Below are 26,094 nucleotides of genomic sequence, written 5' to 3' on the forward strand. Positions count from 1 at the left end.
TCGCCATGCGGGGGTCGTATGCATCGGTGGGAACCCCGATCGCCGTGGCCGTACGCAACGCCGCCGCGCCCGTCAACCTGTGGCCGCCTCCAGGGCCCGAGCGTAGATTGGCCACGAACGAGGAGGTTGGCGTGACCACCATCCGAGAGTCCACCGTTCCCCCGGCCGAGGGCGTCGAACCGCCGCAGCCCGACGGCGACGGCCGGCAGGCGCCGCACGTCGACGAGCAGCAGTCGCGAGCTGTCGCCGAGGCCGCCCGCGAGCAGGAATGGCGGAAGCCGAGCTTCGCGAAGGGCCTCTACCTCGGCCAGTTCGACCTCGCCCTCATCCATCCGCACCCTCGACCGGCACCCGATCGACGCGACCGGGGCGAGCAGTTCATGCGCGATCTCGAGGCGTTCCTGCGCACGGTGGACAGCGCGCAGATCGAGCGCGACGCGCGCATCCCCGACGAGGTCTACCAGGGCCTTGCCGACCTCGGATGCTTCGGCATGAAGATCCCCGTCGAGTACGGCGGCCTCGGGCTCGGGCAGTACTACTACAACCACGCGTTGACCATGATCGGCACCGTGAGCCCGGCCGTCGTCGCGCTGCTCTCGGCGCACCAGTCGGTGGGACTGCCCGAACCCCTCGTGCTGGCGGGAAACGAGGAGCAGAAGCGGCAGTACCTGCCCCGTTGCGCGACCGGCGCGATCAGCGCATTCCTGCTGACCGAGCCCGAGGTCGGCTCCGATCCGGCGCGGCTGCGCGCGACGGCCGTGCCGAGCGAGGACGGCTCCGAGTACGTGCTCGACGGCACCAAGCTCTGGACCACCAACGGCGTCGTCGCCGAGCTGCTCGTCGTCATGGCGCGCGTGCCGAAGTCGGAGGATCACCGCGGCGGCATCAGCGCCTTCATCGTCGAAGCGGATGCCCCGGGCATCACCGTGCACCGGCGGAACGCGTTCATGGGGCTGCGTGGCCTCGAGAACGGGCTGACGTCGCTGCGCAACGTGCGCGTGCCCAAGGAGAACCTCATCGGCCGCGAGGGCGAGGGGCTCAAGATCGCGCTCACCACGCTCAACGCCGGGCGGCTCGCGATCCCCGCGATCTGCGCGGGCGCCGGCAAGTGGAGCCTCAAGATCGCGCGCGAGTGGTCGAACGCGCGCGTGCAGTGGGGCAGGCCGATCGGCGAGCACGCCGCCGTCGCGCACAAGATCGCGTTCATCGCCGCGACGACGTTCGCGCTCGAGGCGGTCGTCGATCTGTCGGGCGTGCTCGCCGACGAGGGTCGCAAGGACATCCGCATCGAGGCGGCGCTCGCCAAGCTGTGGGCATCCGAGATGGGCTGGCGCATCGCCGACGATCTCGTGCAGATCCGCGGCGGTCGCGGGTTCGAGAAGGCCGAGTCGCTCGCGGCCCGAGGCGAACGCGCCGTGCCGGCCGAGCAGATGCTCCGCGACCTGCGCATCAACCGCATCTTCGAGGGGTCGAGCGAGATCATGCGCCTCCTCATCGCGCGTGAGGCCGTCGATGCGCACCTCAAGGCCGCGGGCGACCTGATCGACCCCCACCAGGACCTCGCCGGCAAGCTCAAGGCCGCGGTCTCGGCGAGCGGGTTCTACGCCCGCTGGCTCCCGCAGCTCGTCGCCGGAAAGGGCGACATCCCCACGGCGTTCGACGAGTTCGGCGCGCTCGCGCCGCACCTGCGGTACGTGGAGCGCACGAGCCGCAAGCTCGCCCGCGAGACCTTCTACGGGATGGCCCGCTGGCAGGGCGGCCTCGAGCACAAGCAGGGCTTCCTCGCCCGCGTCGTCGACATCGGCGCCGAGCTGTTCGCCGTCTCGGCCTCGTGCGTGCGCGCGATGATGATCGCCGCCGACTCCCCCGACGAGGGCAAGGCCGCCTACCAGCTCGCCGCCACCTTCGCCGAGCAGTCGCGGCACCGCACCGAACGGCTGCTCGACGAGCTCTGGCACAACACGGATGCCACGGACGAACGCCTCGCCGAGCGCGTGCTCGACGGCCGCTACACCTGGCTCGAGGAGGGCATCATCGACGTGAGCGAGGGCACCGGGCCCTGGATCACCGAGGAGATCCCGGCGGACGCGGCCGAGAACGTGGCGCGCCGGGTCATCCGGCCGACGACGGAGGCCTAGGGGCGTTCCTCGATCTCGACGCGCGGTTCGAGGCCGAGGAACTCGGCGTATCGGGCGGCGGCGTCGTGCACCGACTCCAGCTCGCGTGCGCGCAGGGCACGGTGCGGGTACAGCGCGAACGTGACCGCCTTCGGGCCGACCGTGCGTCGCATCCCGGCGACGAGCTGCGCATCGACGAGCGCCATGCCGATCGCGGTCTCGCGGGCACGTGACGCGAGGCCCTCCGCGTCGATCAGCCATCGCGAATCCTGGTAGCCCCGGTACATCTCGTCGAGCACCTGGAGCAGGTGGCCGGCCGGCTCGGCGGCGGCTGGAACGTCGCCGGGCGCGTGCCAGAACGTGCGGCCGTCGTGCTCGAAGGAGTCGAGCGCATCGCCGGCGCCGGCGACGCCGCGGCGCACGTCGGTCAGGGTGAGCGTCGCCCAGTAGGCGAGGTCGCGCTCGGTGGCGGGCCCGTGCGAGGTGAAGTAGCGGCGGGCGAGCTCGGTCAGGGCCGCGTCGCGGTCGAACGCCTGCGCGGCGGGCACTCGTTCGTCGAAGAGTGCGTAGGTGTGCTCGCCGTCGCGCGGCGCACCGCTGCACACGAGGGCATGCAGCTCGAAGTGCCCGAGGAGCAGCATCAGCTGCTGGCCCGTGAGCTCGACGCCGAGGTCGGCCCGGCGCTCGGCGAGCTCGCTCGCGACCTCCCCGCGCGTGCGGTCGGGGGTGCTCGCGAGGATCTCGCTCACGGCGTCGGTGAGCTGCGGCATCCGCTCGGCCAGCGGCCGCAGCTGCTGGTCGATGACCGGCAGCACCCTCGGCGCGGTGAGCTCGAGCAGCCACCGCGCGTCCTTCGCGTGGACGTAGTGCCAGGTCGGCCGCAGCACGTGCGTGCGGAGCACGCGACCGTCGGCGATCGCCTCGGCGAGGTCCTCCTGACTGGGCGCGGCGGTGCGGGTGGCCACCGCCCACGCCGACTGCGACGGGTTCTCGGCCTGCACCGCGAGGAGGGTGGACACCACCTGCTCCGCGGCCGTGACCGGCGCGGCGAGCAGCTGCGAGTGCAGCCGCCAGCGCGCCAGGTCGCGGTCGGTCCTCACGCCCGCGCGTCTTCGAGGTGCGGCGCTCCGCGGCCGAGCACTTTCACGACGAGGTCGTGGCGGCGCAGCGTGCGGATCGTGCGAGCGACCTCGTCGGGCGTGCGACCGAGCGCCCGCTCGTTCGAGACGACGAGCACGTCGCCGGCCTGCAGTGTCTCGAACAGGCGGCCGAGCCGCTGCTCCCAGGTCTCGGGCATCTCGGGCGCCGGGTGCTTGAAGTCGAGGATCGCCACGCCGAAGCGGGTCAGGTCGTTCCGCTGCTCGACCACCGACGGCATGTCGGCGCGGGGCACCACGAGGCCGACGAGCCGCGATCCCTCGGGGCGCGCCTTCCACCAGTCGTGGTTCTGCTGCAGCTCCTCGAAGCACTCGGGGCATCCGATCGCGTAGTGCGCGTGATCGTGCGTGGCGGCCGCCTCGGTCTCGTCCGGCGGCGTCGCGGCATCCGTCGTCGAATCGGTCACGTGCTCAGCCATGTCGAAACCCCTCGTCCTCGGGTTCCATTCTCGCGGAAGATCCGCCGCTCGGGAGGCGTTGCCCTCAGCATGAGAGCGATCGCGTACGCCAAGACCGGCCCGTCCTCCGTCCTGCAGCTCGTCGACCGCGACGTCGCCGAGCCGGGACCCGGCGAGGTGCGCGTGCGCATCGTCGTGTCGGGCGTCAACCCGACCGACTGGAAGGCGCGCGCCGGTGCGGGCGCCGGTCGGCCGACGCCGTTCCCCGAGGTCGTGCCGAACCAGGACGGCGCGGGCGTCGTCGACGCGGTCGGGGAGGGCGTCACCGGGTTCGCGGTCGGCGACCGGGTGTGGGTGTTCCTCGCCGCGCACGGGCGTCCGACCGGCACGGCGCAGGAGATCGCGGTGCTGCCGGCAGCACGGGTCGTGCACCTGCCGGATGCCGCGGGCTTCGAGCTCGGGGCATCCCTCGGCGTGCCCGCCATGACCGCGCATCGTGCCCTCACGGTGCACGAGGGCGGGCCGTCACGGCTCGGGCCGGGCGCGCTCGACGGACGTACGGTGCTCGTCGCCGGCGGCGCCGGCGCGGTCGGGCACGCGGCGATCCAGCTCGCTAGCTGGTCGAGCGCGCGGGTCATCACCACGGTGAGCTCGCCCGAGAAGGCGGCGCTCGCGAGCGCCGCCGGCGCCCACCACGTCGTGAACTACCGCGCAGACGACGCGGCGAAGGCCATCCGCGCCATCGCGCCCGACGGCGTCGACCAGGTCGTCGAGGTCTCCCCCGCCCGCAACGCCGACCTCAACAGCCGCGTCCTCGCGAACCACGGCTCGGTGTCGGTCTACGCCACCGACGGCGGCAGCGAGATGACCCTCGACATCCGCCGGCACTTCTCGCTCAACGTGCGGTACCAGTTCCTGCTGCTGTACACCGTCGGCGATGACGCGCTCACGGCGGCCGCCGAGGACATCACCCGGGCGCTCGAAGACGGCGCGCTGCCCGTCGGCGAGGACGCCGGGCTGCCACTGACGCGCTTCCCGCTCGAGCGAACGGCCGAGGCGCACGACGCGGTCGAGGCGGGCACGGTCGGCAAGGTGCTCATCGACGTCGCAGCGGATGCCGCGGAAGCGCCGCTGAGCTGACCGACCGTCCACATCGGGCGTGGCAGGCCGTCGCCCCAGCCGCCATCGACGAGACTTGCGACGTGCTCCACGTCAGGCTGATCGTCCCGCCCCAACTCCGCGACGCGGTCGACGCAGCGATCGCCGACACGACCCCTCGGGTCACGAATCTCGTCGTGCATCCGGGTGCCGGGGTGTCGCCCGCCGGCGATGTCGTCCTGTTCGACGTCGATCGAACCGAGGCGAGCGACCTGCTCGAGCGGTTGGAGGCCGCCGGGCTCGGCGAGTCCGGCTCCATCTCGGCCGAGCACCTCGACCTCAGGATCGATGGCCGCAGCACCCGGGACGACGCCTTCGGCGGCGAGGACGACGCGGTCGTCTGGGAGGAGGTGGAGGCCCGCACGAACGACGAGGTGCGCCTCTCGGGGACGTTCCTCACGTTCATGTCGATCGCGACGATGATCGCAGCGGTGGGCGTCGTGATCGACCAGCCGATCCTCATCGTCGGGGCGATGGTGGTGGGGCCCGAGTTCGGACCGCTCGCGGCCATCGCGGTCGGCATCGTCCGACGTCGGTCGCGCATCGCGATGCGCTCGGTCATGACGCTCCTCACCGGATTCGCATTCGCGATCGTGGTGACCATCGCCTTCGGGGCGATCCTGCGGGCCGTCGGCGTGTTCCGCGGGAACCCGTTCCTGGAGGCGCATCCGTCGACCGAGTTCATCTGGTCGCCCGACGCGCTCAGCTGGATCGTGGCCTTCCTGGCGGGCATCGCCGGCATCCTCTCGCTCACGTCCGCGAAGTCGGGCGCGCTCATCGGCGTGCTCATCTCGGTGACGACGGTCCCGGCCGCCGCGGCGATCGCGATCGCCGTGTCCGTCGGAGCATGGGACGAAGCGGGACCCGCGGCCGTGCAGCTGCTGATCAACCTGACGTCGATCGTCGTCGCGGGCTCGCTCACCCTGGCGGTGCAGCTGGGCGCACAGCGGATGTCGCGGACGCGCCAGCGCACTCGAACGCGGTCCTGACCGGGGCAGCCGATCCTAGGACGAACCCGCCCGCGCGGCGGCCGACGCGACCGCCTCGGCCACCGCACCCCACGCGCGCGGGGGCAGCTCGTGCCCGACCCCCGGAAGCCGCACGAACCGCGCGCCCGGGATCTCGCGCGCGAGCGCTTCGCCGTTGCCGATCGGGAACAGCGGATCCGCGGTGCCGTGGAGCACGGTCGTCGGGACGCGCAGCGAGCCGAGCCGTTCCCGCCAGTGCACGTTCGCGTCGAACACGTCGGCACCGCCCTCGTCGCGATGCATCCCGGGCGACCGCCGCACGGTCGCGGTCCAGATGGTCCGCTCATGCGCCTCGTCGAACTCGTCGCCGGCGTAGTCGCGATCCACCTCGATGAAGTGCTCGACGACGGCCGTCTCGTCGCTCCAGTCGGGCTCGGGCCGCGGATGCTCCCACGTCGCCGCCAGTCGATCGGCGACCTCGGGCAGGTCGGCGTCGGCCGACCCGGGACCCGTCGGCCGCGTCGAGACGAGCGTCAGCGACCGCACCCGGTCGGGATGGTCGAGCGCCGCGAGCTGCGCGATCCACCCGCCCGCGGAGAACCCGACCCAGTGCGCGGCGCTCGCCGCGCCGGCGGCGACGGCGTCGAGCACGGCGAGCGCATCCTCGAGCGCGGTCTGCAGTCCCTCGCGCCGTCCTCCCGGCGGGCCGAGCGTGGTCTGCCCCGTGCCGCGCTGGTCGTAGCGGATCACGCGCAGCCCCCGTGCGACGAGGAGGGCGCAGAACTCGGGCCGCCACCACTCCATCGAGCAGTCCGCGCCGGCCACGAGCAGCACCGGCGGATGCCCCGCCTCGCCGATCACCTCGACCGCCAGCTCCGCCCCGTCGGGCCGCGAGACCCGCATCCGCTGCACGTCGCTCCGCGTCATCCGCTCAGTCTGCCCCGACCCGCCGACGCCGGCGTATCGGCAGGAGAACGGCGGCAACGACGACGATGATGCTGGGAATACATGCTCAGTCATGTTGTTTACTCATGCGAACCACGAACCACGCAGCACCCCGCAGGAAGGCGGACCCCATGCAGTTCGGCATCTTCAGCGTCGGCGACATCGCCCCCGACCCCACCACCGGCTACACGCAGAGCGAGGCGGAGCGCATCGACAACCTCGTGCGCATCGCCCGACGGGCCGACGAGGTGGGTCTCGACGTGTTCGCGCTCGGCGAGCACCACAATCCCCCGTTCGTGCCGTCGTCACCGCCCACCCTGCTCGCGCACATCGCGGCGCTCACGAAGCGCATCATCCTGAGCACCTCCGTCACGCTCATCACGACCAACGACCCGGTCAAGGTGGCCGAGGACTACGCGATGCTCCAGCACGTGGCGAAGGGCCGGCTCGATCTCATGGTGGGTCGCGGCAACACGGTGCCGGTGTATCCGTGGTTCGGCAAGGACATCCGCCAGGGCGTGGCCCTCGCGCTCGAGAACTACAACCTGCTGCACCGTCTCTGGCGCGAGGACGTCGTCGACTGGGAGGGCAGCTTCCGCACTGCACTGCAGGGCTTCACCTCGACGCCGCGTCCGCTCGACGACGTGCCGCCGTTCGTCTGGCACGGATCGATCCGCACGCCCGAGATCGCCGAGCAGGCCGCGTACTACGGCAACGGCTACTTCGCGAACAACGTGCTCGCACCCAACTTCCACTTCAAGCCGCTCGTCGACTTCTACCGCGACCGGTACGAGCACTACGGCCACGGCCGGCGCGAGGACGCCATCGTGGGCCTCGGCGGACAGGCGTTCATCGCGAAGCGCTCGCAGGACGCGGTCGACGCGTTCCGGCCGTACTTCGAGGAGTACCCGCTGTTCAAGGGCAGCTCCCTCGACGACTTCATGACGCGCACCCCGCTCAGCGTCGGCAGCCCGCAGGAGGTCATCGACAAGACCCTCACGTTCCAGGAGGGATTCGGCGACTACCAGCGGCAGCTGTTCGCCCTCGACGGCCTCGCGCTGCCGGTCGAGATGGCGCTCGAGCAGGTCGAGCTCCTCGGCACCGAGGTCGTGCCCGTGCTCCGGAAGGAGATGGCCGCACGGCGCGCACCGGGCGTTCCGGACGCCCCGACGCATCCGACCCTCGTCGCCGACAAGTACGGCGAGGCGGAACCTCGGCAGCCGCGCCCCAACCCGAACCGCGGCGACAACCTCTCCGGCACGTCGCCCTACCAGGACAGCGATCCGGCCGCTCCGGCGCGCTTCCCGCTGGTGGCCTGATCGAGATGGTCGACCTGCGACTCGCGAACGAGGCCTGGGAGGCGTACTACCGCGCCCAGGCCACGATCGCCCGCGAGCTCATCGACGCCGACATCTGGGAGGGCCTGCTCACCCGTGAGTACGCCGTGCTGTTCGCACTCTCGACCGAGCCCGACGGGCTGCGCATCACCGAGCTGGGCGACGACGTGCTCATCACGCAGGGCGGCATGTCCCGCCTGATCGTCCGCCTCGAGGCCCGCGGTTTCGTCGAGCGGATCGAGGATGCCGCGGACGGCCGCGCCCGTCGCATCCGCCTCACCGCCGAGGGCCTGGCCGTGCAGCGCAGGGTGGGCGCGGGCGTCGCCCGCCACGTCGCCGTCGCACTCGGCCGCGCGCTCGACGCCACCCAGCTGGCGATGCTGCGCGACCTCAGCCTCGCCGTCCTCTCGGGCGCCTCCGGCCTCGCGGCCGAGGTGCAGCAACGAGCCATGCGAAGGACCATCCATGACCACGCTCCCGAACCTCGCTCCTGAACCCGTGACGGATGCCGCGGACGCCCCGGTGCGCCTCGTCGTCGTCAGTGCGGGCGTGAGCACGCCCTCCACGACCCGCCTCCTCGCGGACCGTACGGCGCAGAAGACGATCGACCTGCTCCGCCACGCCGGAGTCGACGCGACCGTGAACGTCATCGAACTCGGCCCGCTCGCGGTCGAGATCGCCCAGGCGATCGTGTCGGGCTTCCCGGGTCCGCGCGTGCAGGCGGCGATCGAGCTCCTCGCCGGAGCCGACGCCGTGATCGCGAGCACGCCCGTCTACAAGGCCGGCATCAGCGGACTGTTCAAGTCGTTCGCCGACCTGCTCGACGACGACCTGCTCATCGCCAAGCCCGTCATCCTGGCGGCCACCGCCGGCACGGCGCGGCACGCGATGGTCGTCGACGAGCAGCTCCGGCCGCTCTTCGCGTTCCTGCGCGCCATGCCCGTCCCGACGTCGCTGTTCGCGGCGCCCGACGACTGGGGATCGACGACCCTCGCCGACCGCATCGCCCGCGCGGCGTCGGAACTCGCCCTGCTGGTGCGCAGCGGCGTGGGACGATCGATCGCCGACGACGGCTGGTCGGGCTATCAGCACCGGTTCTCGGGGAATGCGACGAACGCCGAGCGGACGGTCGCCGACGTCGACTTCAGCACCGATCTGATGAGGCTCGCCGCCGGCGGGCGCCGCTGACGGGCGGAGCTTCCGCGGACGGCGACGGCGACGGCGACGGCCCCGGCTCCTGCCCCGTCGCGCTCGCGCGCAACGACAGCTCCTCGGCGTCGATCGCCCGGAGCACCGCCTTGACGGCGGGCTCCGGGAAGCGACCGTCCATCCGCGCGGCCAGCACCGCATCGCGCTCGGCCTGGATCATGACCCGCCGGAGCCGGGCGTAGGCGGCGAGCAGCGACTCCGACTCGAGGTCGACCGAACGCCGCTCGATCGACTCGGCGATGAGCGTCGCGTTGACGCGCAGCTGCGAGACCACGCGTTCCTCGTCGGCATCCGTCACCTCGGCGTCGAGCCGCGCCAGGCCTGCGGCCTGCGCCTCGGCCATGAGCACCTGCCATTCCATCCGCTCCTGGTCGCGGTTCGGCGGCGGGAGCTTCAGCCAGCGCACGATGGTGGGCAGTGCCAGGCCGCCGAGCAGCGTGCCGACGACCACCACGAACGCCAGGAACTGCAGGAACTCCCGGTCGGGCGTGTCCGGCGGCAGCAGGAACACCGCCGCGAGCGTGACCACGCCGCGCACGCTCGCGGCGGCGATGGCGATCGCATTCCGCCACTGCACGTGCTGCTCGCGCAGCCGTCGCGGGCCTCGCCGGAACGCGAGCGTGACCGCCAGGACGAAGACGAAGCGCGCCACCACCAGCGCGACCAGGATGACGACGCTGATCCCGATGGTGGGCCAAAGGCCGGGCCCCGTCTCGATGGCGCCGGTGAGGATGCTCGAGAGGTTCAGCCCGATGAACAGGAAGACGGCGTTCTCGAGGAGGAACTGGATCGTTCGCCAGTTGAGCGACTCCGCGATGCGGGCCTCGGCCGACTGGACGACCGGCGACCGGTAGCCGAGGTACAGGCCGGCGATGACCACGGCCAGCACCCCCGAGCCGAGCACCGCCTCGGCGGCGATGAACGCGAGGTACGGGGTGATCAGCGCGAGGCACGTGTCGAGCACCGGGGATCGCAGCCGCGACCGGATCCGCCCCATCACCCACCCGACCGCGAGGCCCACCGCGACGCCGGCGACCACCGCGAGCACGAACTCTCCGGCGATGAACAACGGGGTCACGGTCGCCGACATGGCGAGGATGGCCGCGTTCAGCGCGACGAGGGCGGCCGCGTCGTTGAGCAGGCTCTCGCCCTCGAGGACCGTCACGACGCGTCGCGGCAAGCCGATCCGGCCGGCGATCGCGGACACGGCGACCGTGTCGGTCGGCGCCACCACTGCGGCGAAGGCGAACGCCGCGGCGAGCCCGATCGCCGGCAGGAGCGCAGACGTCGTGAAGCCGACCACGACGACGGTGAACACCACCGTGCCGATCGAGAGCGCGAGGATGCTGTCGCGGCGTTTGCGCACGTCGATGAACGAGGTGCGGACGGCTTCCGCGAAGAGCAGCGGCGGGAGTACCCCGTAGAGCACGAGCTCGGGCTCGATCTCGATCTGCGGAACGAACGGCACGTACGAGGCGAGTCCGCCCACTGCCACGAGGATGACCGGGGCGGACCACCCCAGCCGCCGCGCCAGCCCCGTGACCGACACCGTGACGACGACGAACGCCACGCTCCAGACGACCGCCGCCACGGGATTCACGCTCCGCCTCCCCGTGCATCGATGCCCGACGGATGCCGCATGCGGAGGATCACCCGAACGTGAAGCAGTATGCCTCGACGCCCGCCTCGAGGAACTCGATCTCGAACACGGAATCCCCGACCCGACCCGGCTGGCGCACCAGCTGGTACGTGTTCTGCTCGGTGACCACGCCGAGGCCGTCGGCGTCGACGTCGGTGCCTCCGGCGTCGCCCACCGGGTGACCGTCGAGGGTGACCCGGAACGGCACGGAGGCCCCAGCCTGCGCAGGTCCCATCACGAGGTTGACGTCGCGGGCGTGGAAGGCGAAGGAGATCTTCCCGTTCGGCTCGTTCAGCACGGCGGCGTGGCTCGCGACCGTCCAGTCGCCCGTGAGGTCCCACGTGTTCCGCAGGAGCCGGCGCCCTCCGGCGTAGAGGTGCGGACGGTCGTAGTGCTCCGACTGCTCCGAGACGAAGCCGCTGCTCTGCCGGTAGCCGAGGTACGTCTCCGGCGACCCGAGCGAGCGCCAGTCGGCCGCGACCTCGAGTCCCTGCGGCTCGACCATCACGAGGTCGGTGTCGAGGTCCGACGCCCCGGCCTCCATGAGGAGCTGCTGGATCGCCATCTCGGTCATGGCGTACTCGCCCTCGCCGAAGTGGTGGAACCGCAGCCGGCCGTTCGCGTCGGCGAGGTAGATCGCGGGCCAGTAGTGGTTCGCGAAGTCGTTCCAGACGCCGTAGTCGCTGTCGACGGCGACCGGGTAGCGCACCCCGAGGTTGCGGGTTTGCAGCGTCACGTTCCGCAGGTCCGACTCGAAGCCGAACTCCGGCGTGTGCACGCCGACGATGGTCAACCCGGCGTCCTCGTACTTGTCGGCCCACGCCCGCAGGTACGGAAGGGTCCGCAGCCAGTTGATGCAGGTGTAGGTCCAGAAGTCCACCAGCACGACCCGCCCGCGAAGGCCCTCGGCCGTCAGCGGTTCGGAGTTGAGCCAGCTCGTCGCCCGGCCGAACGACGGCAAGCGCCCTTCGTCGGGGAGCACGTTCTGGTCGCCCGCCAGGCGGTGGGCGAGGGAGCGGAAGAGCCCGCCGCGGCCCTCCCGTTCGATCACGGCGTCGGCGGCGGAATCGTCGCTGCGGGGTTCATCGGACATGACTGCCTCCAATGTGGGGTGGATCGGTCAGGCGGACCGGTCGACGTCGATCACCGCGTCCGCGAAAGCGCGCGGCGCCTCCTGCGGGAGGTCGTGCCCGACGCCGCCGGTGACGAGCCGGTGCTCGTACGCGCCCGTGAACGCGTCGCGGTACGACGCGGCATCCGGGTGCGGGGCGCCATTGGCATCGCCCTCCATGGTGATGGTGGGAACGGAGATCGGCGGCCGCTCGGCCAGCCTTCGCTCCAGATCGTCGTGCTGCGGCGCGCCGTCCGCAAGTCCCAGTCGCCATCGGTAGTTGTGGATCACGATCTCGACGTGGTCGGGGTTGTCGAAGGATGCCGCGCTGCGGGCGAACGTGGCGTCGTCGAACGCCCAGTTCGGCGACGCGGTCTGCCAGATCAGCCGGGCGAACTCGCGACGATGCCGGTCGTAGCCGGCCCGACCGCGCTCGGTGGCGAAGTAGAACTGGTACCACCAGGCGAGCTCGGCCGCGGGCGGGAGCGGCTGCGCGTTGGCCGCGCGGCTTCCGATGAGGTACCCGCTCACCGAGACGTGCCCGCGCACTCGCTCGGGCCAGAGGGCCGCGAGGATGTTCGCGGTGCGGGCGCCCCAGTCGAAGCCGGCGACGACCGCATCCGCGATGCCCAGCGCGTCCATGAGGGCGATCGCGTCCAGGGCGAACACCGCCTGCTGGCCGTTCCGGAACGCCTCCGGCGATCGGAACGTCGTGGTGCCGTACCCGCGGAGGTGCGGCACGAGCACGCGATACCCTGCCGCAGCGAGGAGCGGCGCGGCATCCGCGTAGCTGTGCACGTCGTACGGCCAGCCGTGCAGGAGCAGGACCGCCGGGCCGTCAGCCGGACCGAGGTCGGCCAGGCCGACGCTCAGCTCGCCGGCCTCGACCTGCACGATCGGTCCGAGCGTCGGCTCGGCGTCCATCTCGGTCACCGCAGCCCGCCTCAGCGCAGCGACCGGAAGGCGGCGCGCATCTCCTGCGAGAACAGCTCGGGCTGCTCCCAGGCCGCGAAGTGGCCGCCGCGGTCGAGTCGGTTGAAGTGGATGAGGTTCGGGTACGCCTCGGTCGCCCAGCTGCGCGGCGCGGCGTAGATCTCGTCGGGGAAGACGCTGACCGCGGTCGGGATGGTCACGCCCTTGGGCGCGAAGAACGCGAGCTTGCTCTCCCAGTACAGCCGTGCGGACGAGACGGCGGTGTTCGTGAGCCAGTACAGCGAGACGTTGTCGAGCACGTCGTCGACGGTCAGGCCCTCGGATGCCCCGGCGAACACGCGCGCGATGAGGTCGTAGCTTCGAGCGTCGTGATCGAGCATCCATGCGGCGAGGCCGACCGGCGAGTCGGCGAGCGCGTAGAGCGTCTGCGGGCGGTTGCCCATCTCCTGGGCGTACGCGAGCCCGTGCGCGTAGAAGAACTCGAGCTGGTCCCACGCGTACCGCTCCTCCGACGACAGGTCGGCGGGCGCCGCCTCGTGGTCCTCGAGCGCGGTCTGGATGGCGTCGGGGATGGTCGCGGCCATGTTCGTGTGGATGCCGACGAGGCCGGCCGGCTTCAGGAGTGCCATCTGCTCGGTGACGGCATTGCCCCAGTCGCCGCCCTGCGCGACGTAGCGGTCGTAGCCGAGTCGGTCCATGAGCTCGACCCACGCCTTCGCGATGCGGATCGGGTCCCAGCCGGTCGCCTCGGGCTTGCCCGAGAAGCCGTGTCCGGGCAGTGACGGGATGACGAGGTGGAACGCGTCGGACGCGCTCGCGCCGTGCGCCGTGGGATCGGTCAGCGGACCGACGATCTTGAGCTGCTCGATGATCGAGCCGGGCCAGCCGTGGGTGACGATCAACGGCAGCGCGTCCTCGTGCGGGGAGCGCACGTGGATGAAGTGGATGTCGAGGCCGTCGATCTCGGTGACGAACTGCGGCAGCGCGTTGAGCCGCGCCTCCACGTCGCGCCAGTCGTGGCCGTCGCCCCAGCGCTTCGCGAGCTCCTCGATCACGTCGAGCTGCACGCCCTGGGAGGCGTCCCCGACGGTCTCCCGCTCGGGCAGGCGGGTCTCGCGGACCCGGCGGTACATGTCGTCGACCTCGGCCTGCGGGATCTCGACGGTGAACGGGCGGATCGTGGTCGGGTCGCTCGACGCGGCGCTGCCGGAACCGGATTCGGTGATGGTCATGGTGTGCTCCTTCGGTCTGCCGGGTCCGACCGCTTCGGTCGATGCCCGTACCTCGAGGCTCCCGCGATTCGAGCGCGGCGGCGTCCGTGCTCCTCCGCGACTCCGGTGGCGGCTTCGGCGGAAATTGAGGGGAACCCCTCAATTCGGCGGCGCGCGAGATCGCGTCAGCCGAGGCCGTGCCGGAGGGCGAACGCGGTCGCCTCGCTCCGGCGGGCGACGCCGATCTTGCGGTACAGGCTCGTGATGTGGCGTTCGACGGTGCGGTCGCTGAGCCACATGACGCCGGCGATCTCGCGGTTGTTCAATCCCTGCGCGAGGAGCCCCAGCACCTCGGTCTCGCGGCGGGTCAGCGGCAGCGGGGTGCGTGGGGCCGGCCCGTCGCCGTGGCGGGCTGCCGCCGGCGCGGGGCCGTCGAGCTCACGACCCGACCAGTCGCCGGGACCCCCGGCGACGCTCAGCCTCGCCGCCTCCTCGGCTCGCCGGGTGATGGAGGCGAGCGACTCCAGCGTCGGCCCGACCTCGTCGACGAGCGACCGGAGGAGCTCGCCCTGCCGCGCGAGCGTCGCCTCGGCGGCGGCTCTCGCGGCCTGCTCGCGCGCGATCCGCCGCGCGGTGTGGATCGCGATCGCGGCCTGGCCCACGGCGGTGCGCAGGAGGTGCGTCTCCCGCTCGGTCGGGAAGACGGACCGGGCCGCCGACACGACCACCATGCCCCGCTCCCACGGCAGCGCGACCGGGAGGCGCGTGACCCGGTGCCGACCGCCGTCCGCGTCCTCGACCTCGGTCGTCGTGATGCCCGGTGCCGGTGCGTCGCCCGAATCGAGCGCGATGCGCACGTCCGCCGGCGGCTCCGCTCCCGACGGACGCCAGGTCTCGAGCGGAGGACCGCCGTCCCGGGGGTCCTCGAAGCGCGCGTATGCGCCGTCGAGCTCGAGCACACCGAACAGCACGCTCAACAGGCCCGCGGCGATCTCGTTCGGCTCGTGGTCCACCCACAGCGCGGGGAGCGCGTGGAGCGCGGCCATGTCCCGCATCCACCGCCGCACGTCGGGGCCCGTGCCGCCGTCGGGCTCGGGCTGGGGTACTCCGTCGATCGACGCGGCATCCATGGCCACTCGACCCTCAGCCGGTCGCCTGCACGCCCCGCTCCGCCAGGAACTCCGACGGCGGGATGAAGAACGGGTTCTCCTGCAGGATGCCGCCCAGCAGCACCATGGGATGGGTGCGCAGGATGTCGATGATGAACGCGCCGTCGAACTTCGTCACGTCGTAGGAGCAGATCACGATGTGCTCGTGGTGGGCGTGGATGAAGTTGGCCTTCGCCTCGAACTCGATGAGCTCCTCGGTGACCCCTTCGTGATCGGATGCCGCCCAGCCCATGTCGCACACCATGCGGATGCGCGGCGCCTGCTGCCCGAGGAGCATCCCGTCGAGCAGTTCGAGCATGGAGCTCTGGTCGAACGTGCCGCCCCGCAGGTACGTGTCCTTCCAGGTCCGCACCTCGGCCTGGTGGTCCTCGAGCAGCGCTCCGGCGTCGTACCCGAGGTGCCGGAGCCGGTTGACGGGCGCGGCCGTGTCGGCGGGATCGACGAGGTAGAGCAGTCGATCGCCGCCGTCGATGCCCTGCCTGATGAACGGATCGAGCACGGCATTCACCTCGCCGGGGTCGTTCACGAACGCGCACACGTGGCGATAGGGATCGAGCACCCCGCCTGCGAACGTGACGGGATCGTCCGCGCTCCCTCCATCAGTTGCCATGTCGCGCTTCCGATCTCCCCCGAGTTGGGCGCGAGGATATCGCACCCCGGTGTACGCCGACAATGAACGCCGTCGCGCGGCGGCCGACGGCGGACCGTTCACGCGGCTCGGCCCGTCGCCTCACCAGGCTCGGCTCCGGGCGCCGCGTCGGGCGGCACCGCGATGAACGGCCGCTCGGGGTACGTGCGGAGGACGTGGCCGGCCGGTGAGGTCCAACGGATGACGCCGCCTGGCTCCTGCGTCACCCGCCAGCGGGTTCGATGCTTGAGGCGGTGATGCTTGCGGCACAGATGCGCGAGGTTCTCGTGGCTGGTCGAGCCACCGTGGGCCCAGTCGACCGTGTGGTCGATGTCGGCGGAACGCGCGCGGCGCCCGCAGCCCGGGAAGCGACAGCGACCATCGCGCACGGCGAGGTAGCCGGCGAGATCGGCGGGCACGCGGTACGACGTGCGGCCGTAGGAGAGGAACGCGCCGGTCTCGGGATGCGTGAGGATGCGCTGGAAGCTCGGGGCGTGCACGGCGATGCGGCGGGCGGTCTCGGCGTCGATGGGCCCGTAGCCGTCGAGTTCGGCCGGCTCGTTCGTCTGCCCCAGCAGCGACAGCACGGGCACCGTCACCAGGATGCGCGGCGTGACCGCGCCGAGGGCGGTGAAGCCGGTCAGGTCGCCCTCGAGGGTTCCGGAGAGCAGCAGGTCTCCGACGAGGTCGGCGACGCGCTGGGTCAGGGTGCGGTGGTCTGGCCGAGCGACGGATGCCGCAGCGGGTGCACCCGGGCCCAACGACGCACCGACCACGGCACCGCTGAGGGAGGCGGCATCCGTGACGGCTGCGGCGGTGGACGTGCTCGCGGCATCCGCCTCGGCCGCACGCTCGACGATCGCGTCGAGCCGCGCCTTGATCGCGTAGGCGCGCTCGGCCTGCATGAAGACGCTGAGCCAAGCCATGCCGTCGGCCGCGGGGTCGACGCACACGCGGCGGTCGGCCTCGGCCGCCGTGTGGCGTTCCTCGAGCGGCTGCGGTTCGAGACGTTCGCGCATTCGGCGGAGGCTGCGACGTAGCGAGGCGTTCGTCTGGCGCGGCGCCCGCTCGATCGCCTCGTGCTCGAGTCGGGCCGTGAGCTCGGCGGACGCCCCTGAGGTGACCTCCATGACCGTGCGCACGTGCGCGAGCCCGAGATCGCCCGCCGTGAACGCCGCAGCCGTCGCGGGCAGCTCGACGAGTCGCGCGGCGTCGCCGACCATGCCCGAGGCCCGCGCCTCCGCGACGACGAGCGTCGTCGCGAGCTCTGCGATGAAGGATCGGGTCGCGAACTCGCGATCGCTCGAGGTGCTGCCGTCGTGCACCCCGTCGAGCAACGCCGCTCGGTCACGGGCGCGGCGGACCAGCCGCAGCTGCTCCGCCTGGGCGACCCGGACGATGCGCTCGAGCGCCACGATGGAGCCGAGATCGTCGGACAGCTCGGCTTCGAGATCATGCTCGATCGACGCCGTGGCGGGACGTACGATCGGAGGCTTCACACTCCGATTCCACCACGACCCACCGACATCGTGGACGCGCCCGAAATCACCGTTGATCAGTAAATTTGTCTACCAACGCCCGGCGGGCGAAGTGATGAACCCGGAGAAGACGCTATCGATCCGATCCGATCCGATCGAGCAGATCCGAGTACTCCGGATTCCCCTTGATGAAGGCGGTCACGACCGGGCAGAGCACGGTGAGCTGCTCGTCGCCATCGCGGAGGTCGTCGAGCACGTCGGCGATCAGGTCGGTCGCGATGCCGCGGCCGCGGAACTCGGGTTCGACCGTCGTCGTGATCAGGGTGAGCCGATCGCCATCGACGTCGAAGCGCACCGTCGCGATCTCGCGACCCCCCAGCGTCGCGGCGAACACGCCGCGGTCGTCGTACCGATGCACCTCGATCTCGGCGTCGGCGTCCTCCGACGGCGTGTCGACGGCACGCAGCGCATCGGCCGTCACCTCGTCGACCAATGCCGCGGTTCCCTCGTCGAGCGTGCCACTGCCGTCTGGATACCCCGCCCGATCGGTGTACTCGAACCGCTCGGAACCATCGCCTGTGCTCATCGCGCCCCTCCGCTCCGTCCTCGGCTCGGCCGGCCGGCTACGAACGAGGACCAGTCAGATGACGCCATTGTGACAGCGCCGTGCCGACGAGAATAGCCCGGCACAGCGCCGCGCTCTACTGAGCTTTCCTCACTTCCATTGACGCCCCACCGCCTCGGGCGTAGACCTGAGACCACTGGGAAGGAGGTGCCGCAATGGCGAAGGATCTGTTTCTGAGCCTCGAGGACAAGCCCGGTGAAGCGGCACGACTCGGCGAGGCGCTCGGCAGCGCCGGGGCCAACATCGAAGGGCTCTGCGCCATGGCCGACGGAGGACGGAGCACCGTGCACGTGCTCGTCGACGACGCCGCACGTGCCCGAACCGCACTGGAGGGCGCCGGCATCACGGTCGATCGCGAGACCGACGTGCTGGTGAGTCCGCCCCTGCCCGAGGAGTGGGTCGACACGCCGGGCGGCTTCGGCAGGATGGCGCGAGCGCTGGCCGACGCGGACGTGAACATCTCGTTCGCCTACGTGGCGAGCGGCAGTCGCCTGGTGCTCTCGACGAGCGACGACGCGAAGACCGCGGAGGTGCTCCAGGCGATGATGTAGGCGTCGCGCCCATCTCAGAGCCCCTCGGCGAGCTCCTTGATCGCGGCGAGGCGGCGGTCCCACTCGGCGCCGATGGCGTCGAGGCGGTGCGCGGTGTCGCTGAGCTGCGACCCGATCACGCGGTACCGGACCTCGCGGCCGACGCGCACGGGTTCGACGAGCCCGACCTCCTGCAGCACGGCGAGGTGCTTGGCGATGGCCTGGCGAGTGACGGGCAGGCGCCCGGCGAGGGCGGACGCTGACGCGTCGCCCTCGCCGAGTGCCGCGAGGATGCTCCACCGGGTCTCGTCGCCGAGAGCGGCGAACACGGGGACCAGCGCCTGGGTCATGAGCCGCCCTCGAGCAGGGCGACCAGCTTGTCGAGCTCGCCGTCCCAGCCCTCGCGGTGGGCTTCCATGTTCGCGGCGGGGTCGGACGTCACGTCGAACCCGGTCTCCACGACGGTGAGCTGCGTGCCGTTCGACATCGGTTCGAGCGTGAAGGTGAACACGGTCGCGTGGTCGTCGAGCTGCTCGGGCAGCACGCCGCTCGCGTCGTCGTTGCCCCAGCGGTACGAGACCATGCGCGGCTCGTCGATCGCCTCGACGCGGAGCGGCACGGCACCGTAGCCGTCGAACGTGAGCGTGCCCGTCGCACCGACGCCGACGCCGTCGAAGTCGGCTCGGCCGAACCACTTCGAGATGTGCTCGGGCTCGGTCACCGCCGACCAGACCTTCTCGACGGGGGCGGCGATGTGGATCGTGCGCCGCACGGTGAACTGGCCCTCGTCGATGACGGATGCCTGGTTGTCGGTCATGTGCTCCATGATGGTTCCTTTCGCGTTGACATGCAACCTCAGAATTGCATACGCTCCACCATAATGCAACCTGTGAGTTGCAGTTCGGCAGGTGCGTGCGAAGGGTGAGTCCTAGGATCGTGCAATGGCACGCGATCCGAACATCCCCGACGCGTTCGACGTCTACACGCTCGTGGTGCTGCGGCGGCCGGCCGATGCGCCCGACCTCCCCGAGGCCGAGCTCGACACGCTGCAGGCGCGGCACCTCGCCTACCGAGCCGACCTGCGACGCCGCGGCATCCTCGTGGTGAACGGGCCCTTCGACCGGCAGAGCGACGAGTCGTATCGCGGCATGTCGATCTTCGCCTGCGACCCCGACGAGGCCGCTCGCCTCTCGGACGACGACCCGTCGGTGATCGCCAGGCGGCTCGCGTACGACGTCATGGAGTGGTGGGTCGCCGCCGACTCGCTCGCCTTCCCGAGGGCCGGCGGCCCGGTGGGCGACCGGCGATCGATGCCCGACGACTGAACCGTCACGCCGGCACGTCACGCGGTCGCGAAGTGCGTGACCTGCTCGACGACGAGCCACCCCGCGAGCAGCACCATCGCCGCGCCCGAGACCCGCGACAGGATGCGCATCGCCGACGGCCGCGCCCGCAGCACGGCACGGGCGCTCACGCCCACGACCGAGTAGACGAGCGCGCAGCTCGCCACGAAGATCAGGCCCAGCACCGCGAGCTGCACCGGGATCGGCCAGGCGCTCGCCGCGTCCGTGAACTGCGGCAGCAGCACCACGAGCACGAGCAGTCCCTTCGGGTTCAGGCCGCTGACACCGGCACCCTGCACGAGCCGCAGCCACGGGCGATCGGATGCCGCCGCAGCGGCGGATTCCGCGCCGGCGACCTCGGGCGGCGCACGCAGCACGCGCACGCCGAGGTACGCGAGGTACCCCGCCGCCGCGAACGTGAGCCCGACCAGCACCCAGGGCAAGGCCGCCACTGCAGCACCGACGCCGATGGCGACCGCCGCCACGGCCGCGAGGTAGCCGACCAGGATGCCGGCGAGCGACGGGGCGAGGGCGCGCTCCTGCATGCCCGCCGAGATGATGTACGCCCAGTCGGGACCGGGGACGACCACCATGAGCGTCATCATGCCCCAGCACGCGAGCAGCATCTCGAGGTTCATGGGAGGGTCCTTCCGGTTCGCACACGATGAACCTACGGAAGGACGGCCGGAATTGGCTTCCAAATTCGTCCCCTGATGGAGGTTCCAGTGGAAGAATCCACTCATGGACGCCATCGATCGGAGAATCCTCACCGAACTGCAGCAGGACGGCCGCCTGAGCCTCACCGACCTCGCCGCCCGCGTGCAGCTGACCATGTCGCCCACCCATCGCCGACTGCATGCGCTCGAGGCATCCGGTGCCATCTCGGGCTACCGGGCGGTCATCGACCCCGAGGTCGTCGGGCTCGGCTTCGGCGCGCTCGTGTTCGTGACGATGGAGCAGGCGAACAAGGCGACGATCCCGGCGTTCGACGCGGCCGTCGCCGAGATCCCCGAGGTGATCCAGGCGCTGCGCCTGTTCGGCAACCCCGACTACCTGCTGCGAGTCGCGGTGCGCGACCTCCCCGCCTACCAGCGACTGTGGGACGAACAGCTCGCCGCCCTGCCCGGCGTGCAGCGCGTCGAGTCGACCCTCGTCATGAAGACGATCGTCGACGACCGCCCACTGCCGATCTGACGCAGGCCTCGCGGCATCCGCCCGTCTTGCGACGAGGACTGCAAGCGCTGTCACAAATCGGGCCCCTCTCCGGTCTTAACAGGTGTAAGGACCGAAAGGAGCACCAGCTCATGCGAAGGATCGTGATCGTCGGAGGCGGCTACGCCGGCTTCTACACGGCGTGGAAGCTCGAGAAGCAGCTGTCGCCGCACGAGGCGGAGCTGGTGATCATCGACCCCCGCCCGTACATGACCTACCAGCCGTTCCTCCCCGAGGTGAGCGCGGGCTCCATCGAGGCTCGGCACGCCGCGGTCTCGCTGCGCAAGCACCTGCAGCGCACCAAGGTCATCGCGGGCACCGTGACGAGCATCGAGCACGCTGCGAAGACCGTCATGGTGCGTCCGACGGATGCCCCGGACTACCCGCTCCCGTACGACGTCATCGTCGTCACGGCCGGCGCCGTCACGCGCAAGCTCCCGGTGCCGGACGCCGACGACGTGGCCATCGGCATGAAGCACGTCGAGGAGGCGGTCGCGATCCGCGACCGGCTGCTCACCGCGTTCGACCGGGCGGCCGCGCTGCCCGACGGGCCCGAGCGGCGACGCCTCCTGACCGTCGTCTTCGTCGGCGGCGGGTTCTCGGGCGTCGAGGGCTTCTCTGAGCTGCTCTCGCTCGCGACCGACCTGCTGAAGCAGTACCCCGAGCTCTCGTTCTCCGACCTGTCGTTCCACCTCGTCGAGGCGCACACGCGCATCCTGCCCGAGGTCACCGACAAGCCGGGCGCGTGGGTCGTGCGCCACCTCGAGCAGCGGGGCGGGCACATCCACCTGGGCGCGCGGGCGGTCTCGCTCGAGGACGGCCACGTCGTGCTGTCGAACGGCGAGGAGTTCGACGCGAACCTCATCGTCTGGACCGCCGGCAACGGCGCGCACCCGGTGATCGCGAAGCACACCGACCTGCCCACCGACGAGCGCGGACGCATCGTCGTGCGGCCCGACCTGCGGATCGGCACCGTCGACGCCCCGGTCGAGGACGCGTGGGCGGCCGGCGACAACGCCGCCGTGCCCGACCTGGCGATCCCCGGCACGACCACGGTGCCGAACGCGCAGCACGCCGTGCGGCAGGGCAAGCGCCTGGCCGCGAACATCGTGGCCGTGCTGCACGGACGACCGACGCGCCCGTATCGCCACGCGAGCCTCGGCGCGGTCGCGACGCTCGGGCTCGGCCGCGGGATCTTCCAGTACAAGCGGTTCGTGGTGACCGGGTTCCTCGCCTGGGTCATGCACCGCGGCTACCACGTGCTGGCGATCCCGACGTGGGAGCGCAAGTTCCGCGTGCTCCTCGTCTGGCTGAGCGCGCTCGTCGCCGGCCGCGACATCGTGTCGCTGCTGTCGGTGCAGAACCCGCGCGAGGCGTTCGTCGCGGCGGGCGTGCCGCGCGTCGCTCCGGTGGCGCGGGCGGCGCGACCGCAGCACGACGAGCTCGCCCGCGCCGCCTAGGCCCGAGCGGAAGCGACGGGCACGCTGTCAGGCGTGCTCGTCCTCCGGCTGCCCACCCTCGGGCTCGGCCGCCCACGACGGCGGCTCGTCGCGACCCGACTCCTCGTCGCGCTCCGCGTCGTCGGCGGTCGGCTGCACGATGCCCGCGGCGTGGTGCACGGGCGCGTAGACCACGTAGAGGCGCAGCGGCTCGTCGCCGGTGTTCTCGACGTCGTGCCAGGTTCCGGCGGGCACCTGGATGCTCCAGCCGTCCGAGACGTCCTGCTGGAAGGAGAGGTCGTCCTTCGACGGGCCCATCTTGGCCCGGCCGCGGCCGGCATCCAGCCGCAGGAACTGGTCGGTCTCGGGGTGCGCCTCGAGGCCGATCGACTCCCCCACCGGGATCGACATGAGCGTCACCTGCAGGTACTTCCCGCTCCACGCGACGGTTCGGTAGGTGTCGTTCTCCTTCGTGGCCCGCTCGATGTCGAACGCGTTCGGCTCCGGCCCGTTGTCGGTGATGTCCATGCTGATCGCAACCCCTTCGTCAGACCCGGCGATCGGATGCCGCCGGACGGCTCGCTCTCAGGCTAGGCCGGTGCGGCATCCGTGTCGGAGGGGTGGACACGCACCCCGTCGACGTGGCTATGCGCTCGAGCTCTGCAGGAACGCCAGCACGGCGGCCACCCGCCGGTGCACCCCGGACTCGGGCAGGCGCAGCTTCGTGAAGATCGCGTTGACGTGCTTCTCCACGGTCGACGACGACAGGAAGAGCGCCTGCTCGATGCCCGCGTTGGTCTTGCCGGCGGCCATCTCGCGCAGCACCTCGAGCTCGCGCGGCGACAGGGCCGCCAGCGGACTCGCCGCGCCGGCCGCGCTGCGCCGCCGCACCAGCGTGTCCACGATCTGCGGGTCGATGACCGATCCGCCGGCGCGCACTTCGCGGAGCGCGTGCACGAGGTCCTCGAGGTCGCCGATCCGGTCCTTGAGCAGGTAGCCGAGTCCCGCCGAGCCGTCGTCGAAGAGCGCAAGGGCGTAGCTCTCGTCGGCGTGCTGCGACAGCACGACCACGCCGGTGTCGGGCGAGGCCGTGCGGATCGCGTGCGCGGCCTCGATACCCTCCATGTGGTGGCCCGGCGGCATCCGGATGTCGGTGAGCACCGCGTCGGGGCCGAGCCGGCGCACTGCGTCGAGGAGCTCGACGCCGTTGCCGACCGACGCGATCACGTCGATCTCGCCGGAGTCCTCGAGCAGGCGCCGCAGCCCCTCCCGCACGAGGTAGTTGTCCTCGGCGATGACGACGCGCAGCACGCCCGTGTCATCCAACGCGATCACCCACGGGCAGGTCCACGAGCACCGTCGTGCCGTGCCCCGACGTGTCGGCCGGCGCGACCCGCACGGTCCCGCGCAGCGCGGCGACGCGGTCGCGGATGTTCGCGAGCCCGCCGTGCGACGCCGAGGCGGCCGTCGCGGCATCCGTCGTCGTCGCGCCGATGCCGCAGCCGTCGTCGCTGATCGAGATGCGCAGGTGCCCGTTCGAGCGCGCGAGCTCGACCGACGCGCGCGTCGCATTCGCGTGCTTCGCGGTGTTGGCGAGTGCCTCGCGCACCACGTAGTAGGCCGTGGTCTCGACCTCGTCGGGGAAGCGCTCGGCGCGCACCGCGGCATCCGCCTCGACCGAGAGCGGGATCGGGTAGCGCGCGACGCCCGACTCCACCGCGGCGACCAGTCCGTTGTCGCTCAGCACCGGCGGGTGGATGCCCTGCGCCAGCTCGCGCAGGTCGGTGAGCGTCTCGCGCGCCTGGTCCTGCAGCTCGCCGAGCTCGGCCGGTGTGAGCTCGCCGCGCTGCAAGCGGTTGCGGGCGAGTCGCAGCCCTGCGATCTGGGCGACCACGTTCTGCTGGATCCCGTCGTGCAGGTCGCGCTCGAGCCGGCGGCGCTCGTCGTCCTGCGCGGCCACGAGCCGCTCGCGCGACGCGGTCAGCTCGACGAGCTGCGCGGCGAGCTGCGCCGTGAGGCGAACGTTGGCCACGGATGCCGCGGCCTGGCCCGCGACCGTGCGCAGCAGCATCCGCTCGGCGTCGTTGTAGTCGCCGTGGTGACGCGGCCCCACCTCGATGCGCCCGAGCGTCTCGTCGCCGCGCACGAGGTCGGCCGAGAGCACGGGCTCGGAGGCCCCGTCCACGTCCCCGGCCGCGCCCATCGGCGACGCGGCGAGGTCGCCGTCGTCCGTGACGAGCCGGATCCGCACCCACGTGGCGCCGAGGCCGTCGCGCACCGCCTCGGTGAGCCGGGTGAGCAGGTCGCGCGGCTCGCCGGCCTCCTCGAGGCTCGCGCCCAGCTCGCCCAGCAGTTCGAGCTGTCGCTCGCGGTCGCCGAAGAGCCGGCGGTGGATCCAGCGCTGCACCCACGTGCGCACCGGCAGCAGCGCGACCGCGACCAGGGTCGTGACGATCACCGCGGGCACGACGCGGATCCGCCCCGCCAGCAGGATCGCCGGCGTCGCGACCGCGATGGCGTAGAAGACCGTGATGAGCAGGTTCGCGGAACGTGCGGCGTTGCGGCCGCGGTCGCCGGGCGCGACGTCGAACGCGCCGTACTTGAAGATGCCGTGCACGGCGGCGATCGGCAGGGCGATGAGCGCCCCGTACACGAGGAACTGCCCGACCTCCGGCCACGGCAGGAACGGCCAGATCGCGAACGCGGCCGCGGCCGCGGCGACCGTGATCGCCATGACCCGCGTGCGCGCACGCACGTCGGGCGTCCCGAACAGCGCACGGGTGCCCAGCACCGCGAGTCCGACGATCACGGCGGGCCACGACTGGAAGAAGAGGACGGTGACGACGGGTGCGGCCCATTCGAGCCACGGCACGACGTACGGGTTGGGGATGGCGTCGCCGCTGATGCCGATCCACGGCGACATCACGACGTGCGACGTGGTGAGCAGCGTCAGGGGGCCCATGAGCAGCGGGGCCCAGAGGACGGCGACCGCGATCCGCTGCCACCGGTGCTCGACGACGCCGTCGGGGAACGTCGCGAACACGATGAGGAACGCCGACGTCGCGACGGCGTCCGCGGTGAGGCCGATCAGGTTGAACAGCGGGAACCACGGCTCCGCCATGAGCTCGATGTTGCGCTGCAGGAACGTCTCGTACGCGGAGCCGACGAGGATCGCCGTCGCCGCCAGCGCGATGAGCACGGCGGTGAGCGACCTCGTCACCGTGAGCAGCCACATGCCGAGCACGAAGAGCGGCAGCGCTCCGAGGATCGGCCACGCGAGCCCGTGGTCGGCATCGGCCTCGATGAATCCCCGCACGACGACGATGTAGACCAGCGCGGCGACCCCGATCGGGCCGAGCGTCGCGAGGCACACCCACCTGCGGTCCACGGTCTTATCGTCCTCCTCCCGGGCTGTTCGCGGGAGAGGGCCTTCCGTGTGGTCCCGTGGAGGCTGGCCCCCATCCCGGCGGACGCGTCCCAACGGCCG

At 71.6% G+C, this 26,094-nt stretch carries 27 protein-coding genes; 10 read left to right on the forward strand and 17 right to left on the reverse strand.

The window, feature by feature from the left end; translation table 11 throughout:
- Window positions 1-131: 131 nt before the first annotated feature.
- Window positions 132-2,138 carry an acyl-CoA dehydrogenase family protein gene (locus ACWGO8_RS04100; protein WP_452041854.1) on the forward strand — a complete coding sequence of 669 codons (2,007 nt, stop codon included), beginning with the start codon at window positions 132-134 and terminating at the stop codon, window positions 2,136-2,138.
- Here the strand turns inward: ACWGO8_RS04100 and ACWGO8_RS04105 are convergent.
- Both ACWGO8_RS04105 and ACWGO8_RS04110 read right to left on the reverse strand, forming a co-directional pair.
- On the reverse strand, window positions 2,135-3,217 hold the full coding sequence (locus tag ACWGO8_RS04105) for a winged helix DNA-binding domain-containing protein (RefSeq protein WP_452041855.1): 1,083 nt from the start codon (window positions 3,215-3,217) through the stop codon (window positions 2,135-2,137). The two genes, ACWGO8_RS04100 and ACWGO8_RS04105, sit on opposite strands and share 4 nt — an antisense overlap.
- The gene (locus ACWGO8_RS04110) at window positions 3,214-3,693 is read right to left on the reverse strand and encodes a dehydrogenase (protein ID WP_452041856.1); all 480 of its coding nucleotides are present in this window, start codon (window positions 3,691-3,693) and stop codon (window positions 3,214-3,216) included. Before ACWGO8_RS04110 ends, ACWGO8_RS04105 begins: the two co-directional genes overlap by 4 nt.
- 69 nt (window positions 3,694-3,762) lie before the next feature.
- Here ACWGO8_RS04110 and ACWGO8_RS04115 point away from each other — a divergent pair, with 69 nt between their 5' ends.
- Both ACWGO8_RS04115 and ACWGO8_RS04120 read left to right on the forward strand, forming a co-directional pair.
- Window positions 3,763-4,812, forward strand: coding sequence for an NADPH:quinone reductase (locus tag ACWGO8_RS04115; protein ID WP_452041857.1), 1,050 nt, complete (start codon window positions 3,763-3,765; stop codon window positions 4,810-4,812).
- A gap of 62 nt (window positions 4,813-4,874) precedes the next feature.
- A complete protein-coding gene (locus tag ACWGO8_RS04120) occupies window positions 4,875-5,819 on the forward strand; it encodes a DUF389 domain-containing protein (protein WP_452041858.1) in 945 nt (314 codons plus the stop codon).
- Between the two features lie 15 nt (window positions 5,820-5,834).
- Here ACWGO8_RS04120 and ACWGO8_RS04125 read toward each other — a convergent pair whose 3' ends face one another.
- Window positions 5,835-6,725, reverse strand: coding sequence for an alpha/beta fold hydrolase (locus ACWGO8_RS04125; RefSeq protein ID WP_452041859.1), 891 nt, complete (start codon window positions 6,723-6,725; stop codon window positions 5,835-5,837).
- A 149-nt stretch (window positions 6,726-6,874) separates the two neighbouring features.
- Between ACWGO8_RS04125 and ACWGO8_RS04130 the strand changes: the two genes are divergently transcribed.
- The 3 genes from ACWGO8_RS04130 to ACWGO8_RS04140 are packed head-to-tail and all read left to right on the forward strand — an operon-like array spanning window position 6,875 to window position 9,268.
- Window positions 6,875-8,062, forward strand: a complete 1,188-nt coding sequence (locus tag ACWGO8_RS04130; RefSeq protein ID WP_452041860.1) for a CE1758 family FMN-dependent luciferase-like monooxygenase — start codon at window positions 6,875-6,877, stop codon at window positions 8,060-8,062.
- Window positions 8,063-8,067: 5 nt separating this feature from the next.
- Window positions 8,068-8,574: a MarR family winged helix-turn-helix transcriptional regulator gene (locus ACWGO8_RS04135; RefSeq protein ID WP_452041861.1), complete on the forward strand. Its 507-nt coding sequence runs from the start codon at window positions 8,068-8,070 to the stop codon at window positions 8,572-8,574.
- A complete protein-coding gene (locus ACWGO8_RS04140; protein ID WP_452041862.1) occupies window positions 8,546-9,268 on the forward strand; it encodes a CE1759 family FMN reductase in 723 nt (240 codons plus the stop codon). The genes ACWGO8_RS04135 and ACWGO8_RS04140 overlap by 29 nt, the downstream gene beginning before the upstream one ends.
- On the opposite strand, the gene ACWGO8_RS04145 is transcribed toward ACWGO8_RS04140, so the two are convergent.
- The 8 genes from ACWGO8_RS04145 to ACWGO8_RS04180 all read right to left on the reverse strand — a co-directional run bounded on the left by ACWGO8_RS04145 (window position 9,225) and on the right by ACWGO8_RS04180 (window position 18,044).
- Window positions 9,225-10,889 carry a Na+/H+ antiporter gene (locus tag ACWGO8_RS04145; protein ID WP_452041863.1) on the reverse strand — a complete coding sequence of 555 codons (1,665 nt, stop codon included), beginning with the start codon at window positions 10,887-10,889 and terminating at the stop codon, window positions 9,225-9,227. The genes ACWGO8_RS04140 and ACWGO8_RS04145 overlap by 44 nt on opposite strands.
- Window positions 10,890-10,938: 49 nt before the next feature.
- The gene (locus tag ACWGO8_RS04150) at window positions 10,939-12,021 is read right to left on the reverse strand and encodes a thioredoxin (RefSeq protein ID WP_452041864.1); all 1,083 of its coding nucleotides are present in this window, start codon (window positions 12,019-12,021) and stop codon (window positions 10,939-10,941) included.
- 27 nt (window positions 12,022-12,048) lie between these two features.
- Window positions 12,049-12,963 (reverse strand): alpha/beta fold hydrolase, encoded by a 915-nt coding sequence (locus tag ACWGO8_RS04155; protein WP_452043516.1) that lies wholly within the window; start codon window positions 12,961-12,963, stop codon window positions 12,049-12,051.
- A gap of 20 nt (window positions 12,964-12,983) precedes the next feature.
- Window positions 12,984-14,204, reverse strand: coding sequence for an epoxide hydrolase family protein (locus tag ACWGO8_RS04160; RefSeq protein ID WP_452041865.1), 1,221 nt, complete (start codon window positions 14,202-14,204; stop codon window positions 12,984-12,986).
- Between the two features lie 164 nt (window positions 14,205-14,368).
- Window positions 14,369-15,313, reverse strand: a complete 945-nt coding sequence (locus ACWGO8_RS04165) for a helix-turn-helix domain-containing protein (protein WP_452041866.1) — start codon at window positions 15,311-15,313, stop codon at window positions 14,369-14,371.
- A 13-nt stretch (window positions 15,314-15,326) separates the two neighbouring features.
- Window positions 15,327-15,962, reverse strand: a complete 636-nt coding sequence (locus tag ACWGO8_RS04170; protein ID WP_452041867.1) for an MEDS domain-containing protein — start codon at window positions 15,960-15,962, stop codon at window positions 15,327-15,329.
- Between the two features lie 98 nt (window positions 15,963-16,060).
- A complete protein-coding gene (locus ACWGO8_RS04175) occupies window positions 16,061-17,479 on the reverse strand; it encodes a DUF222 domain-containing protein (protein ID WP_452041868.1) in 1,419 nt (472 codons plus the stop codon).
- Window positions 17,480-17,591: 112 nt separating this feature from the next.
- Window positions 17,592-18,044 (reverse strand): GNAT family N-acetyltransferase, encoded by a 453-nt coding sequence (locus tag ACWGO8_RS04180; RefSeq protein WP_452041869.1) that lies wholly within the window; start codon window positions 18,042-18,044, stop codon window positions 17,592-17,594.
- 194 nt (window positions 18,045-18,238) lie between these two features.
- On the opposite strand from ACWGO8_RS04180, the gene ACWGO8_RS04185 reads away from it, so the two are divergent.
- A complete protein-coding gene (locus ACWGO8_RS04185; protein WP_452041870.1) occupies window positions 18,239-18,634 on the forward strand; it encodes a hypothetical protein in 396 nt (131 codons plus the stop codon).
- Between the two features lie 14 nt (window positions 18,635-18,648).
- Here the strand turns inward: ACWGO8_RS04185 and ACWGO8_RS04190 are convergent, their stop codons facing one another.
- Together ACWGO8_RS04190 and ACWGO8_RS04195 are read right to left on the reverse strand one after the other, a co-directional pair.
- On the reverse strand, window positions 18,649-18,963 hold the full coding sequence (locus tag ACWGO8_RS04190) for an ArsR/SmtB family transcription factor (protein ID WP_376956021.1): 315 nt from the start codon (window positions 18,961-18,963) through the stop codon (window positions 18,649-18,651).
- Window positions 18,960-19,439, reverse strand: a complete 480-nt coding sequence (locus ACWGO8_RS04195) for an SRPBCC family protein (protein WP_452041871.1) — start codon at window positions 19,437-19,439, stop codon at window positions 18,960-18,962. The genes ACWGO8_RS04190 and ACWGO8_RS04195 overlap by 4 nt, the downstream gene beginning before the upstream one ends.
- Window positions 19,440-19,554: 115 nt before the next feature.
- Here ACWGO8_RS04195 and ACWGO8_RS04200 point away from each other — a divergent pair, with 115 nt between their 5' ends.
- Complete coding sequence (locus tag ACWGO8_RS04200; RefSeq protein WP_452041872.1) at window positions 19,555-19,938, forward strand: YciI family protein; 384 nt, start codon at window positions 19,555-19,557, stop codon at window positions 19,936-19,938.
- A gap of 17 nt (window positions 19,939-19,955) precedes the next feature.
- Here ACWGO8_RS04200 and ACWGO8_RS04205 read toward each other — a convergent pair whose 3' ends face one another.
- Window positions 19,956-20,594, reverse strand: coding sequence for a LysE family translocator (locus ACWGO8_RS04205; protein ID WP_452041873.1), 639 nt, complete (start codon window positions 20,592-20,594; stop codon window positions 19,956-19,958).
- A gap of 103 nt (window positions 20,595-20,697) precedes the next feature.
- On the opposite strand from ACWGO8_RS04205, the gene ACWGO8_RS04210 reads away from it, so the two are divergent.
- Both ACWGO8_RS04210 and ACWGO8_RS04215 read left to right on the forward strand, forming a co-directional pair.
- Window positions 20,698-21,150, forward strand: coding sequence for an Lrp/AsnC family transcriptional regulator (locus ACWGO8_RS04210; RefSeq protein ID WP_452041874.1), 453 nt, complete (start codon window positions 20,698-20,700; stop codon window positions 21,148-21,150).
- Between the two features lie 110 nt (window positions 21,151-21,260).
- Window positions 21,261-22,628 (forward strand): NAD(P)/FAD-dependent oxidoreductase, encoded by a 1,368-nt coding sequence (locus ACWGO8_RS04215; protein WP_452041875.1) that lies wholly within the window; start codon window positions 21,261-21,263, stop codon window positions 22,626-22,628.
- 27 nt (window positions 22,629-22,655) lie between these two features.
- Here the strand turns inward: ACWGO8_RS04215 and ACWGO8_RS04220 are convergent, their stop codons facing one another.
- The 3 genes from ACWGO8_RS04220 to ACWGO8_RS04230 form a co-directional block, all read right to left on the reverse strand.
- Window positions 22,656-23,135 carry a cupin domain-containing protein gene (locus ACWGO8_RS04220; protein ID WP_452041876.1) on the reverse strand — a complete coding sequence of 160 codons (480 nt, stop codon included), beginning with the start codon at window positions 23,133-23,135 and terminating at the stop codon, window positions 22,656-22,658.
- 117 nt (window positions 23,136-23,252) lie between these two features.
- Window positions 23,253-23,933, reverse strand: a complete 681-nt coding sequence (locus ACWGO8_RS04225; protein ID WP_452041877.1) for a response regulator transcription factor — start codon at window positions 23,931-23,933, stop codon at window positions 23,253-23,255.
- The gene (locus ACWGO8_RS04230) at window positions 23,926-25,995 is read right to left on the reverse strand and encodes an ATP-binding protein (protein WP_452041878.1); all 2,070 of its coding nucleotides are present in this window, start codon (window positions 25,993-25,995) and stop codon (window positions 23,926-23,928) included. Before ACWGO8_RS04230 ends, ACWGO8_RS04225 begins: the two co-directional genes overlap by 8 nt.
- Window positions 25,996-26,094: the final 99 nt, after the last annotated feature.

The sequence above is a fragment of the Agromyces sp. NPDC055661 genome, assembly GCF_053618135.1.